11 protein-coding genes are annotated in these 14380 nt (G+C 44.5%); 1 reads left to right on the top strand and 10 read right to left on the bottom strand.

Annotation, left to right across the window (positions count from 1 at the left end; all coding sequences use genetic code 11):
• Positions 1 to 104: 104 nt before the first annotated feature.
• The 4 genes from EV213_RS10275 to EV213_RS10260 form a co-directional block, all read right to left on the bottom strand.
• Positions 105 to 512, bottom strand: coding sequence for a CoA-binding protein (locus EV213_RS10275; protein ID WP_133580445.1), 408 nt, complete (start codon positions 510 to 512; stop codon positions 105 to 107).
• 5 nt (positions 513 to 517) lie between these two features.
• Positions 518 to 2077, bottom strand: a complete 1560-nt coding sequence (locus tag EV213_RS10270; RefSeq protein ID WP_133580444.1) for an ABC transporter permease/substrate-binding protein — start codon at positions 2075 to 2077, stop codon at positions 518 to 520.
• Positions 2074 to 3129 (bottom strand): ABC transporter ATP-binding protein, encoded by a 1056-nt coding sequence (locus EV213_RS10265; protein WP_133580443.1) that lies wholly within the window; start codon positions 3127 to 3129, stop codon positions 2074 to 2076. Before EV213_RS10265 ends, EV213_RS10270 begins: the two co-directional genes overlap by 4 nt.
• A gap of 820 nt (positions 3130 to 3949) precedes the next feature.
• Complete coding sequence (locus EV213_RS10260; RefSeq protein ID WP_133580442.1) at positions 3950 to 5716, bottom strand: glycosyl hydrolase family 18 protein; 1767 nt, start codon at positions 5714 to 5716, stop codon at positions 3950 to 3952.
• A gap of 152 nt (positions 5717 to 5868) precedes the next feature.
• Between EV213_RS10260 and plsY the strand changes: the two genes are divergently transcribed.
• Positions 5869 to 6453 (top strand): glycerol-3-phosphate 1-O-acyltransferase PlsY, encoded by a 585-nt coding sequence (gene plsY / locus EV213_RS10255; RefSeq protein WP_133580441.1) that lies wholly within the window; start codon positions 5869 to 5871, stop codon positions 6451 to 6453.
• Between the two features lie 81 nt (positions 6454 to 6534).
• On the opposite strand, the gene EV213_RS10250 is transcribed toward plsY, so the two are convergent.
• From EV213_RS10250 to EV213_RS10225, 6 genes are all read right to left on the bottom strand, one after another.
• Positions 6535 to 7869 (bottom strand): MBL fold metallo-hydrolase, encoded by a 1335-nt coding sequence (locus EV213_RS10250; protein ID WP_133580440.1) that lies wholly within the window; start codon positions 7867 to 7869, stop codon positions 6535 to 6537.
• An 825-nt stretch (positions 7870 to 8694) separates the two neighbouring features.
• Positions 8695 to 10023: an ABC transporter substrate-binding protein gene (locus EV213_RS10245; RefSeq protein WP_166639253.1), complete on the bottom strand. Its 1329-nt coding sequence runs from the start codon at positions 10021 to 10023 to the stop codon at positions 8695 to 8697.
• Between the two features lie 117 nt (positions 10024 to 10140).
• The gene (locus EV213_RS10240; protein ID WP_133580438.1) at positions 10141 to 10971 is read right to left on the bottom strand and encodes a carbohydrate ABC transporter permease; all 831 of its coding nucleotides are present in this window, start codon (positions 10969 to 10971) and stop codon (positions 10141 to 10143) included.
• The gene (locus EV213_RS10235; protein ID WP_133580437.1) at positions 10968 to 11861 is read right to left on the bottom strand and encodes a carbohydrate ABC transporter permease; all 894 of its coding nucleotides are present in this window, start codon (positions 11859 to 11861) and stop codon (positions 10968 to 10970) included. The genes EV213_RS10240 and EV213_RS10235 overlap by 4 nt, the downstream gene beginning before the upstream one ends.
• Positions 11827 to 12942, bottom strand: coding sequence for an ABC transporter ATP-binding protein (locus EV213_RS10230; RefSeq protein WP_166639252.1), 1116 nt, complete (start codon positions 12940 to 12942; stop codon positions 11827 to 11829). The genes EV213_RS10235 and EV213_RS10230 overlap by 35 nt, the downstream gene beginning before the upstream one ends.
• A gap of 327 nt (positions 12943 to 13269) precedes the next feature.
• Positions 13270 to 14268 carry an alcohol dehydrogenase catalytic domain-containing protein gene (locus EV213_RS10225; protein WP_133580436.1) on the bottom strand — a complete coding sequence of 333 codons (999 nt, stop codon included), beginning with the start codon at positions 14266 to 14268 and terminating at the stop codon, positions 13270 to 13272.
• Between the last annotated feature and the right edge of the window lie 112 nt (positions 14269 to 14380).

The following is a 14380-nucleotide window of genomic DNA, read 5'->3' as shown; positions in this document are numbered from 1 at the left end:
ATGAAAAATCAAGCACTAGACTGACCAATCCTTTTCTATTGTAGTAGATTTTCTTATCGAGATCAATGGTTTAAAGCAAAAATCCTTAACGAGTGTTTTTATTTTTACACAAGCCTCGCATGCTCCACTTTTATACAACGGTTCATCACAGTGTCTACATTGTGCTCGGCTAAATAATCGTAGGCTTCTTTGCTCTCGAGTCCAAGCTGAGCCCAATACAGCGGAGCGCCAATAGCGACAACCTCCTCTGCCACACCTAATAGATGCTCAGATCGACGAAAAACATTGACAATGTCCACAGGTGTCTCTAAATCCTTTAAAGAAGGAACGGCCTTCATGCCTAACGCTTCTGAAATGGTCGGATTGACAGGGATAATTGTATATCCATTCGCTTGCAAATATTTTGCTACTTGATAGGACGTGCGATCGGGTTGGTCGGAAAGGCCGACGACAGCGATTGTTTTGGCTTGTTTTAACGCGTTACGCATGTGTTCTTCAGACATTGATAACATTCAAATCACTCCTCAAGTAAGTTATTTTCTTGCAGGTATGTCCGGGCAATGTCTTCGGGTAATGCCCCTTCGACCTCCACCTGATAGTTCATTTCTCTCATTTCTTCATCAGTAATTTTTCCGCTTAGCTTGTTTAATGCGGGCTTGATCTCAGGAAATTTCTCGACTGTTTCTTGACGCAAAAGTGGAGCTCCTTGATAAGGCGGGAACAAGTTTTTGTCATCCTCTAACGCCACAAGATTCAACTCAACCATAGATGAGCTTGTTGAATAGGCATCAATTACATCCACATGCCCACCTCGAACGGCATTTTCACGTAATCCAGGCTCCATCGTATCCACCTCGCCAAACTGGTAGCCATACAATTTTTGGATGCCCTGATAACCATCTTCTCGATCTGCAAATTCAAGCGTAAACCCGGCCGTCATTGAAGAAGCAATTGGGGAGAGGTCACTCATCGTTTTGAGCCCATTTTCCTCTGCAAATTCCTCCTTCACAGCAAGGGTATACGTGTTGTTAAATGCCATTGGTTCTAAATAAGCCATTTGATAACGTGCGGCAAGGCCTGCTTTTGCCTGCTCGTAAACGGCCCTTTCGTCGGTGCTCTTAGCTTGGCTGTCAAGGAGCGTAACGATGGCCGTGCCACTGAATTCTGGATATAAATCGATTTCTTCATTTTGTAATGCGGTAAACACAAAATCCGTTTTCCCGAAGTTTGGCTCGAGAATTACTTGGATGTCGGTGTCTTGTTCGATGAGCATTTTGTACATGTTGATTAAAATCGTTGGCTCGGCGCCGAGCTTTGCGCCGGCTACAATCGTCCCTTTTACTGGCCTTTCTGTCGCCACAGACCAAGCTAGAGGGACGCTCACCACAAGCACAAGAGCAACGAGGACGCTAATAAACGGGCGAATGCTCGTTGCGCTTTTTTGACGCTCTAGTAAACGAAATACGGTATCGAGGAGGATGGCAAGGATGGCCGCCGGCAAGGCACCTAACAAAATTAGGCTAGTTTCTGCCCCACGGTCAATCCCAAGCAAAATGAGTTGACCAAGACCTCCCGCGCCAATTAACGCTGCGATCGTCGTTGTCCCAACGATGAGCACCATTGACGTGCGAATCCCCGCGAGGATGACAGGCATGCTTAACGGAAACTCAACCTTTAGCAAGCGTCGAAAGGAATTCATGCCAAGTCCTCTTGCGGCTTCTTTTAAGGAGGCATCCACTTCATTGATTCCCGTGTATGTATTTCTTAGGATGGGTAGCAAACCATAGGCGACGAGGGCAATAATTGCAGGTTTTTCGCCTATTCCAAACAACGGGATTAAAAACGCCAGAACGGCTAGACTTGGAATGGTCTGAACAACCGCAGCAACACCAATAATAGGCTCTGCCAAACGCTTTTTACGTGTCAGCAAAATTCCGAGTGGTACGCCGATCACAATTGCTAAAAGAAGAGCTGTGACCGAAATTTGCAAATGCTCCCAAATGCTTGTCCAAAATTGCTCTTGGCGATTATTGTACACATGTATAAGGTCAGTAAAGAAAGATTCATTCTGGTTCATGTGGCATGTTCTCCTTCACGTGAAAGCACTTGGGCGAGATCCTTGTATGTCAAGACGCCGATTAATTTGCCATTCTCACATACCGGAAGCATGCCATATGCCGATTGATTTAGCTGGTTAAGGGCCTTATGCACGTCCATATCCTTCTCTATTGCCGGAATATCTGTTCGTGCGCCATCCCGTTGCGCACCGATATACGTTTGTGCATGGTCGTGGAGAAACCATAGCCCACTTCCATTGCCAGCATCGTTCGCTTTCTCTTCTAAAAGCACATATTCCATTGAAAGTGACGACAGCTCAGCCACGGTGGACATAGAGCGCTTCTGCATGCTTGATTGATTCACAAAAGTAGAGACGAAGTCATTTGCAGGATGGTTCAATAGCTCATCTGGCGTACCGATTTGAACGATTTCACCATCCTTCATGATACAAATACGATTCGCAATTTTCATCGCTTCATCGATATCATGCGTAACGAACAAAATCGTCTTGCGGATTTTTTTCTGAATCTCAAGGATGTCATTTTGGAGCTGATTGCGGCTTATGGGATCAAGCGCGCTAAACGGCTCGTCCATCAGCACAATATCGGGATCGGCAGCTAGAGCTCTTATGACACCGACACGTTGCTGCTGTCCTCCAGAGAGCGCTGAAGGTCGACGGTCACGATATTCGCTTGGCTCCAGCCCAACCATATTGAGCAATTCGTCTGTCCGCTTTTTAATTCTTTTAGGCGTCCATTTTTTCATTTCAGGTACGATGGAGATATTTTGCGCAATCGTCATATGTGGAAACAGGGCGATCTGTTGAAGAACATACCCGATGTTCCAGCGCAGCTCATCGATTGAATACTGTTGCAATGGGGTGCCTTTTATTTTAATTTCTCCTGATGTAGGCTCAATAAGACGATTCACCATCTTTAACGTCGTCGTTTTGCCACATCCACTCGGACCGATCAACACAAAAATTTCACCCGGTTCGACGGTAAAGTTAATGTTTGTTAACGCGTTAGGTCCTTTGTCATAGCGTTTGCTTATCGATGAAAATGTAATCAATTAATCTGCCTCCTCACGTTCCGCGCTTCTCTATATTTCCCGGTTCCATCAATCCTAAAACGCTAAATCGCTACAACATTATTAAACCTCCCCTATTAAAACAGTCGATTCGAACGGCCCAATCAATCGTTGCCTCGTCGCATCGCTGTTGACTTCGCATCGTGTGGTTACATCAAGTGACTATCATACTAAAGAAAGCAAGCAAGGTCACTTTGAAAGCATCGAATGAGGTGATACCGTTTTGGTGCCTTGTTGTGAACTCTTCGTCCTAGTGCCCTTTCCACGAATTTAATTTGGTAACAGTTGAAAATGAAACTTCAAAAGCCCTTTCTAGTTTCATTCGTCCTTTTAATAAACCAAAAACGGCTACTAGTGAGACTCCTGCGGCAAAGAAAACACGATGAGGTACTTTCGAATCGATGTTGCACTTGTACCCTTTAGGGTGGAAAGCGAGCCAAGCGAGACCCCGCAGAGCGTGAACACGCTCGAGGAGGCGCAGCAGAAGCCCGGCGGCAAAGAAATCACGACGAAGTCTTTTTGAGTCGATGATGCACTTGTACCCTTTAGGGTGAAAGCGAACGTATAGCCGTTTGCCTATAGAGAGTGTTTTCCAGCTGTTAATTTGTGCAAAAACAAGCACCACAATTCATTCTATTAAAATAAGATCTACGTTACCTGAACGGACATTAGTCACTACCGAACTGCAAACACATGCAAAACGAACGAATCGGCAAACAAAAACAGCCGGAACATTTTCATCCCGGCTGTACGTATTCCCTCTTTGCTGCACTAGAATTTCGGTTGTGAATAATCCCAGGCGTTACTCTTCGTTTAATGCATTCTCAAGAACCTGCCAAATCTCATCTGAGCCTAGTGATCTTGTCCAGCTTGCCACCCCTGCGAGCTCGTAAGCATGCATCAAGTCAACTCGTTTTTGGAGTGACGTTTCGTTCTCCATCCATACTTTGTAGTGTGTTCCTTCTTCTTGATATTCAGCATAATCCTGTCCAGTTTGGTCATCATAGGTGGAGGTCAATCCCCTTTCCTCCATCCATGCCTCGATGCCGTCCATGCTGTGGGCAGACGAACTGACTTCAATATTTCCATTGGCCGTTGTTTGTTCCTCCCAAATCCGCGCATAAAAAGGAATGCCTAAAATTAAACGTTCATTCGGCACGACCTCCAGCAAGCGCTGCAAATGGCCCTCTACCCATGGCAGACTCGACACACTTCCTGCTTCAGGTGAAGACCCCCAATGCTCGTCATACGCCATAACGACCATATAGTCCACCACTGAAGTGAGCTTATCACGCTCATAAAACGCAGACCAATTGCCGCTGTTTGAGATAAATGTGATGTCCATGGACACAGTAAATCCTTCTTTATGCAGCCTTGGGGTAAGCTCTCTAACAAACTGTGTAACGAGCGGACCATCTTCTTCATTTACGTTCTCAAAATCAATGTTAATGCCGTCTAGTTGATATTCTTTAGCAAAGGCGACGAGCTGATCCACCATATGTGTTCGTGTTGAATAGGCTTGCAACGCTGCCGCCGTCTTATCAGGGTCAAAGTCATTTGTCACGACGGCCCACACTTCATACCCTCGATCGTTTGCCCAATTCATATACGATGTAGACGCCTTAGAAGAAAGATCCCCAGCTTCAGTTTCCAACGCAAACCACGTCGGCGATACAACATTCACACCTGGCATTGGTGGAATGGTCGTCGTGTCTGGATTAGCTGAATACACAGCCTCCCATGTCATATTAATGACTTCCTCAGAGGCAACGCCTGGCGTAAAGCGTTCTTCTTGCTGATATGCTGATGTGATCGTCGTTGTTTCAGGTGTAGTTAGTACATCATTTGAAAGGTAACCTGAAATCCCACTTGGCATTCTCACTTCAGAAAATGACGGGCCTTCGTTAATGAGAAACAGCCGCTCACCAGGTAGTGCCTCAGCGACATATGGATTTTGCAGGCTCGTTCCCGTACGTAGTCTGCGCTGATCTACGTTCTCCTCTTCGACAGATACGTTTGCCACAGTGCCTTCGACATGATATATAAATAACGCGTCACTATTCTCAGGCGACGTAAACACAAATGGAATGTCCTCTTCAGGCAAGATGGATGGGCGAATAAATAAACTGTCTCCATGCTTTTCTACAACGGTGGATGGTGTTTCAACCAATTGACCATCTTTTATGTATTGTGCTTTTGCAACGGGAAATTGATAGATATGATGCCTCGTCGTAAAAAGGATTGAATCGCTCGCAGTATCATACGTCATTGGCAAACGCAGCGCATCCTTCACAAAATCAAGTGGCACTAAAAGTCCTGCATTTGAAGCTTGAGCTGACGAAGAATAGATCGCATTTTCAAAAACGATCGGATGTTCTGGGAGCGGGTACTGTACTTTTTCATTTGATGCAGGGGGAAATAAGAACAGGTACACAACGGCTAGCGTTGTTAAAAGGAACCCTAGCATTAAAAAATTGCGAAACCTACGTTTTTTCCTTGGTCGTCTTTCTCTTAACACTCTCGACATGGTTGGTACGACAGAAACGACGAGGTTTCTAGCGCAACGCACACCTCCTTTTAGATCAAGCCTACTCCATCGTATCAAACTTTGACAATATGAAAAGGATTTTAATTCATTAATGAAAAAAGTGATTTTTGATACCGTCGCAAATCTACTATTTCATGATACAATGTAGGCATAACGCACAAAGGAGCTCTTGTATGTGGAATGTCATATGCCTTTTGATAGGATATATTTTAGGATCAATCCCGTTTGCTTTAATCGTTGGAAAAGTAGGCTTTAATATTGATGTTCGTCAGCACGGTAGCGGGAACTTGGGTGCAACCAATGTTTTTCGAACATTGGGGGTAAAAGCCGGAAGTATTGTGTTAATTGCCGATATTCTGAAAGGTGCTGCAGCGACTTGGGTTGGAATGGCCATCATCGGAGCGACATGGCACCCACTGCTTTTTGGATGTGCAGCTGTGCTCGGACATGTCTTTCCTTTGTTCGCTCGCTTCAAAGGAGGAAAAGCCGTTGCCACGTCAGCAGGCGTGTTGCTGGCCTTTGCACCGGTACTTTTTGTTGTCATTATTGCGAGCTTCCTTTTAACGCTTTACTTGTCCAAATACGTTTCCCTTTCCTCAATGGTTGCTGGCATTGTCGGCACTGTTTTCGCCATCACAACTGGCAATTTAATTCTTGTGTTTGTTACATTAGGGCTCACTTTATTTGTAGTGCTACGCCATCTGGCAAACATTAAACGTATCGTTAATAAAACCGAACCCAAAATTAAATGGATGTAAGCTCCACCACCATAAAACAGACGAAAAAAAACAATTTCCCCGGCAAGCAACACTCTTTATGCCAAGGAGATTGTTTTTTTACTATACTTTTGCTGCTTCAAGAGAAAAATCAGCTTTACGAACTGTGTATCTCTGCTGTTCTTTTGGGAGCAGTCTTTTTTTTGCTGGAGCCGCCTGCAATTTTTCAGGAGCAAGGCTGTGAATCGGGATCAAAAGATCGGGATTGATGCGATTCACAAAATCCTGTAAGGCACTAGGTGTTGCATGACCAGAAGATCCAATCGATGTGAACATGATGCCGTTTTTGTGCAGATACGTTTGAAGTACGTCGTACCGCGGATCATAAGCTCCGAGAGGAACCCCATTTGCATGCAAATAAGTGATCGTAGGTCCTGTAAAATTCACTAACAGCAACAAATCTTCGTAGCGATGGAACCAAACATATTGACCTGGCGCCTGCTTCATTTCTTCAATAGTTACTGCCCCTTGATGATGTTCTCCAGTTAAATTCAGCCAGAGCAGAGACTGTGTTTGTGAAGTTACATAAGGCGCAATAAAGGCATACACCTGCGCGTCAACGACTGCCTGCCGCCCGTTTTGCTCCGCACACGCCAGACAGCTGAGAAAACGTTCCACATTTCGCTCATATAAGTTGATCGCCACAAGACGCTCTGCGTTGTTCCTTAAGTGACTGTCTAAAGCGCTGACCACGTCTTCCTCCGAACGCTCTGAGAATTCTTTTGTGCCTTCATCAGGAAAGCATGACGTCGCTTCACAAATAAGACAATCAACGCCTGCCTCACGTACATGCTCCACGGCCTGCCAAACCTTCTCCGCATGGCGACCATGCAAACGGAAATCTCCCGTATAGAACATCGTTGTATCTGGTGTTCGAATAAGAAACCCACAGGCCCCAGGAATATCATGATCCATAGGGACGGCTTCAATGGAAATTTCCCCGTGCTGGAGAGGTTGAAAATAAGGCAATAAGGCATACTCCCGGCGCAGTCCATCACTTTCTGAAAGCCAGTGGAGTGTCTGCTTCATCTCAATTGATTCGCGTGTAAGATACACCGGAATTGTCGGTGACACGCAATCCATCGCACCAGAGTGGTCAAGGTGCAGATGCGAGACACAAACAATGGTCTCACGGTCGTCCTCCTCTGCGGATCGCAAGCGAGTTCCATAAACGGCCTTAGATTGATAGAGACCATCTATCGCCGGCACAAGCCCTAAAGAAAGGAACTCTCTTACACGATTGTTCTTTGCATACTTTATCGTTCCATTTGCGACCTTTATGCCTGAAGCAAGGTAGCCAAAATCAAAGAGGAGGCGATGGTTTTGATACGCCACCTCAATGATTGTCCCGCCAATAGTATTCGTTCCGCCATAGAACATGACAGTCGTTTGACTCATCGTTTTGAAACTCCTTTTTGTTTAGCATTTGAAACTCAACTTTCGCACCTTTTATTTGGCAGGCACACTATATGTCACTGGGTAAACCTGCAAGCCAATGTTGCAGTTGTTATACAAGCAGCCATACGCTCGCTTTCACCCTAATGGGTAAAAGTGCAACATCGATTCGTTAAGACCTCGTCGTGATTTCTTTGCCGCCGGAGTCTCGCTAGTGCATCTTTTAATGATGGCCTCATTTTATGATGTGACATGAATTGAACAGGGAATCATCTAGTGATTTAACTAGGGCGTGCCTGAGAACTCTAAAGGGAGCAGCTGTTGCCGAAATTTCGTTCCAAGCAAGGCGCTTTTTCGCAGGCGTACCGGACGTTACTAAGAGGCGATCTATTATAATTACAGGATTGTGAGCATTGGCACTTTTATATTTACTGAATATAGTAGGCGTTGTTTTGAAGTGGTGAAATAATCTATCTTACCTTGCTTCTACTCAAGCGCAGCCAGCGTTCAAGGTGATTTTTGCTCTACGAATGGAGTCCACCTCTTCATCAATCTTGCAATAGGTGATACAACTTTTCATGAAACGATGCGCTTCTTGTCTTGTTCGCAAAAGTAATCCGATATACGGAACCCGGACAAAATAAAAACATTTTACGCAGAAACAAAACATAAGCGTAGTCAAAATACGACGACTATCTTTTAAAATGCAAGTATTTACACATGTTTTCAAGATGGCAATTACCCTATCTCACCTTGCTTCAACTCAGGCACAGCAAACGTTAAAAGTGTTTTTTGCTCTGCGAAAGTTGAGTTAGAAAGATACACCACTTAATTCCCTAACTCTTCGGTTCCCCGTTCCTCAGCAGCTAACAGCGCTTCTTCCACTGACTTGCGGTCAAGAATGGCATTTTCAATCTCTTCGTTCACAATGGTACGAACTGCATTCGAATTCTCAAGTCTGGCAGTGAAGAAGCCGGCATCAAACTGTTTTGTTCCGACTGCATGTCCTGGGTTTTCTTCTACATATGCTTGATACTCAGGCAATTCTTGAGCCGAGTAACGTACAGGCAAATACCCCGTTTTCATTGACCAATCGGCCGTCACTTCTGGGGAAATGAGGTATTTCGCAAACAACCATGAGGCCAATTGTTCTTCTTGTGTTCCTTGGTTAAAGGCAACGACATCATTCCCTGCAAACTGGGTCGCTTCTGTTCCTTCAAAAGATGGTAATGTGGAGGCTCCCCACTCAATGTTGCCCTCAGCCGCTGCAGCGACAAACGGCAAGCCAGCAGACGATCCGATGTACATGCCCACGTCGCCTCTTCCGAATGGATTTGACATAAACCCATCCTCACCAGCCGTCCTCGCAATACCATCAGCAATCATTGAATCAATTAATGTCAACGCTGCGATGCCTTCATCCGTATTAAAAGTGATTTCGCCTGTTTCTTCTTCCATGTACTGACCGCCCATCTGCTTCAAGACTGCCTGAAATTCTGAAAGAAGATCGTTTTCAAAGCCCATTCCTGTTACTGTATCGGTGGTGATTGCTTCCGCAACTGAGCGTACTTCTCCCCAGGTCGTTGGGACCTCTTGACCGTTCTCCTCTAGCAATCCTTGGTTGTAAAACAGAATTCTCGTGCTCTTTGAAAAAGGCATCGCATAATATTCATTATTCCATTGTGACGAAGCACGGAAGACTTCAACAACATCTTCCAACTCTTCCTCAGACAAGCCGACCTCTTCATTTTCAACATAAGGCGTGAATGAAATTAGAAAGTCATTCGCTGCGTACATTGGCACAGCATCTGATGTTGCTTGAGCTATAGCAGGTAAATTTTTTGCTTTTGCAGCGGCCATAATCTTCTGCTGAAGATCCCCATAATTGCCTTGTGGTACAGGCTTTACCGTAATGTTTTCATGCTCGCTATTAAACGTATCGACGATCGCTTTTAATGCCGTCTCATGATCGCCTGTCATCGCATGCCAAAACTCAAGTTCAACAGGTTCAGTCAATGTTGTCGTGAAGGTTTCTGCCTCTTGATTGTTCGTTTCATTCGAAGCCGGGGCTGATGGTGCTGATGAAGAATTCCCTCCACATGCCGTTAAAATACATAGTAGACACAGCATTACCCATTTAATTTGTTGCTTTTTCATACCATTCACCCTTTCTCTATTTGTAGCCAAAAATGGCATTTGACTCTTAGTGATAGAAATAATATCGTAAAGGCTTGTCTTACATACTGGAGGTATAAGCAATTTTCATTGCATTCCTTATCCTTTAATGCCTGCCCTTGCTACACCAGCGACAATGTATTTTTGTGTAAAGAAGAACAAGAGCACCATTGGTAGAATGACCATCGTTGATGCGGCCATGAGAAGCTCATATATCGTGCCTGCTTCTGTTGTAAAGGATGTTAATCCTACAGGCAGTGTCCTCATCTCAACGGAGTTGGTCACAATGAGTGGCCACAAAAACGCATTCCAGCTCCCAACAATTTTCAGAAGCGCAATAGTGACGAGCGATGGTTTTGCTAAAGGGACAAACACATACAATAAAATGTGACGATCTTTGCATCCATCTATCTTCGCCGCATAGCTCAGCTCTTTAGGCATATTTAGGAACCATTGACGTAATAAAAAGATGGCAAAAACACTTGCTGTCCAAGGTACAATGAGTGCTTCATAGCTATTCAGCCATCCGAATTCCGTTACAGTAACGTAATTCGGAATGAGAAGCACTTCCCCAGGGACCATCATCGTTGCCAGAAATAAAACAAACAACACATCACGTCCGTAAAAGGACATTCGTGAAAAGGCATACGCTGCCAGAATCGTTGTGATGAGCTCACCAACTGTCACGACCACTGTGATGATCATACTATTCATAAAATAGGTATCAAAAGGTGCCTTTGCCCATGCCTCGGCATAATTCGACCATTCCCAGCTAGATGGAATCCATACAGGTGGCATTGACATTACTTCATTGGCTTCTTTCAAGGAGGTGATGATCATCCACACAAAAGGCAAAAGCATGAAAATAGCCCCAACTGTTAATACAAAATACACGACAACGGTTGCCAACATCTGTCTGCTTTTGTTCATTGGTAATGCACCAACTTTTTACTAACAACGATTTGCACGATAGTTAATAGCAGAATAATGACAAACAGGACATACGCTGCTGCAGAAGCTAGTCCAAACTCCCACTCACTATAAAACTTTTGGTACACATAATACACAACAGTCAGTGCGCTGTTGGCAGGACCTGGCCTTCCACTAAAAAGTGCATACACTTCATCAAACACTTTAAAAGAAGAAATCATTGTAATGAGCGTGACGAAGAAGGTCGTAGAAGAAAGCAAAGGCACAATAATGTGAAAGAACCGCCTTGTCCCACGTGCACCATCGATCTTTGCAGCGAGGATGTGATTACGATCAATGCCTTGCAAACCGGCCAAAAAGATGACGATATTAAATCCTAACCCCTTCCAAATGCACAATATAATAAGGGCAGGCATTGCATAAGCCGGATCCGTCAACCAGTCAATAGGGGCAATTCCAAACAACCCTAGTCCGTAGTTCAGCAAGCCATAGTCTGAATGATAAATCCAGTTCCATACGATACTTACAGCTACAACAGATGTGACGAAAGGCAAAAAATACGATGTTCTAAAAAAGCGGATGCCTTTGATGTTGCTGTTGAGTAAGACTGCAATGACCAATGAAATCAAGATAGAGGCTGGTACAACACCAATGACAAAAATGAGCGTATTCAGTAGAGCAGTTCGGAAACTTGGGTCGGTGGCAAGCTCAACAAAATTCCCGAACCCATAGGCATAGACTTCATTATTGAAAAAGTCATAGTCTGTATAAAATGACATAACGAGTGAACTGAGAATCGGATACATCGTGAACACCGCAATGATAGCAAAGGCAGGCAATAAATACACAAACGCCTTAGCCGTGGATGCCCACGTTGGTTGTTCGTTCATTCTCATCCTCCTCTCTAGAGATAAAGCAATTCTCCTTCGTTGTCTTATCGAAGAGATGAAGATGTTCTTCAGAAAAAGCCGCATGGACAAAGTCTCCTACATCCACTTGTTGGTGTTGATAAAGGAGAGCGGAAATGTCGCCATCCTTCAGTGCGATCTTGGCAAACCGATCACGACCTATGAAATACACTTGCAACACCTTCCCTGATAATGCGCCTCTTTCATGAATGTGCACATGTTCCGGTCGAACACCTGCTACCATCTCTTGTGAGCAATCAGATAGATTAATATGATGCAAAGCCAACGCACTTTTTGTTTCATTAATCATGATAGAATTGTTTTTCGTTTGAGAGACATTCAACCAGTTCATCGGTGGAGTGCCTAAAAACGACGCAACGAATTGATTCGCAGGTGTCCTGTAAAGAGACTCCCCTGACCCTTGTTGTTGTAGGTCTCCCTCATGCATCAATGCAATATGATCGGCGATGCTCATCGCTTCATCCTGATCATGTGTAACAAAGACCGTTGTGACCTTTGTTTCTTGTTGAATCCGGCGAATCTCATCACGCATTTCCAACCGCAAGCGTGCGTCGAGATTGGATAAAGGCTCATCAAGCAATAACAACGAAGGTTGTTTAACTAATGCTCTAGCAATAGCCACACGCTGCTGCTGTCCTCCCGAGAGCTGCTTAGGCTTCCGGTCTGCTAGGTGGTCGATCTTCACAAGCTTCGCCATATCCATGGCTCTTTCGAATCGTTCAGCCTTCGGGACGCGCATCATTTTTAGCGGAAACATAATATTCTTTAGAACACTCATATGTGGGTAAAGAGCATAATTTTGAAAAACCATCCCTACACCACGATCTTCAGGCTCAACCTTCGTCACATCTCGATCGCCAAAATAAATGCTTCCATTCGAAGGCTTGTAAATACCGGCCAGCAAAAACAAAGTTGTGCTTTTGCCACACCCACTCGGACCTAGCAAAGTTGTTAATCGACCACTTTGAAAGGATAGGCTTGTATTTTTTATTGCTGTACTACTTTGAAACATCATTGTGACGTTATTCATTACAACATCCATATTTTCGACTCCTATGAAATTGAGTTTTCATAGTCCTAATCCTACCTAAATAATGTAAATGCATCATGAAGATTATGTAAATTTAGGTCTAATCTAGTTTAATTTTCCCTCCTTTCGTGATATGTTTAAATGCTCGACAACTATCTTTTTATCCCTTACTTTACAATTGAAAATGGTCACGCATCATCAGTTGATGATTGTGACCATTTTTTGTGATTTATTTATGTTCAATGAAATTATTGCCGACTCGTTATTTACAGTTTAAAAGCAATTGAAAAAAGCCTCCTGGAGTCGGCTCATCACCTCGGAGGCTCATTCATCTAACGGCTATATTTGCAGCTGTGTTTTCATATCTTTAGCAGTTGGTCCATCTTGAAAATATTGCGCTAGATCCTCTAACGTGACGGTACGACGAATCAAGTGCTCCACCGAAACACGTTGGTTGGCGACCCAATGAAACGCAGGGATAAATGTCTGATTAATTGCCATGGAACCAAGAAGCTTTAAGTCTTTGTGATAGAGCGTAAACGGATCGAGCTGCACGTTACTGCCCTGCGGAGTCACGCCGAACTGCAAATACGTAGCTGCTGGCCCTAAGAAGGTAAAGGCTTTTTGAACCACTGCTGGAATACCCGTTGCATCTACGACGATATCGAACAATCGTTCTTCCGCAAGCTCCTCGTCCAAATGGGTAGATAAAACCCCACGTGTTGCCCCCCACTCCACGGCTAGAGCCAATTTATCCTCCTCCACATCCACAACGGTTAACTCGGAGACGCCGACCTTTACAAGAGCCTGAACGAGCTGTTGACCCATCGCTCCAACACCAAAAAGAATGGCTCGATCACCGGCTTTCGCATTCAACTGATTCATGCCATGAACGACACAAGCCACAGGTTCAACGAAAGCACCTTCTCCGAACGACATTTGATCCGGAAGCTTCATCACGTTTTTTGCAGGAACAACGACTTTTTCGGCCATTGCCCCATTGACCGTATTGCCGATCGCGCCCCACTGCTCACAATGATTAAAACGCTGTGTTTGGCAGTAGTAGCAAGCCCCACACACAAGTGTTGGATCCGCGGTCACACGCTCTCCAACTGTAAACGAGCTCACATTTTCGCCAATCTGATCGATGGTGCCTGAAAATTCATGCCCAGGAATGATGGGGTATGGGGATAAAAACTCTCCTTTAAAGATATGATGATCTGTTCCACAAATGCCAACACGCTCTACGGCAATTCGAATCTCATCCGGACCGCATGCTGGTTCAGCAACCTCTTGAACACTTGCTTTAAATGGAGCTTCGACTACAAACGCTTTCATTTTGTCTCATCCTTTCCATCTGCTATTTTTCTCTTCCCTTCATCGAACAAAAGTAAAACAAAAACACCAGGTTGCTTCAATTCAAGGAATCTCCCCCGAACTGAAGCGAGCT

The sequence above is a fragment of the Aureibacillus halotolerans genome, from assembly GCF_004363045.1.
Lineage (GTDB): Bacteria > Bacillota > Bacilli > Bacillales > DSM-28697 > Aureibacillus > Aureibacillus halotolerans.
This window is presented reverse-complemented; position numbering and strand designations above follow the sequence as displayed.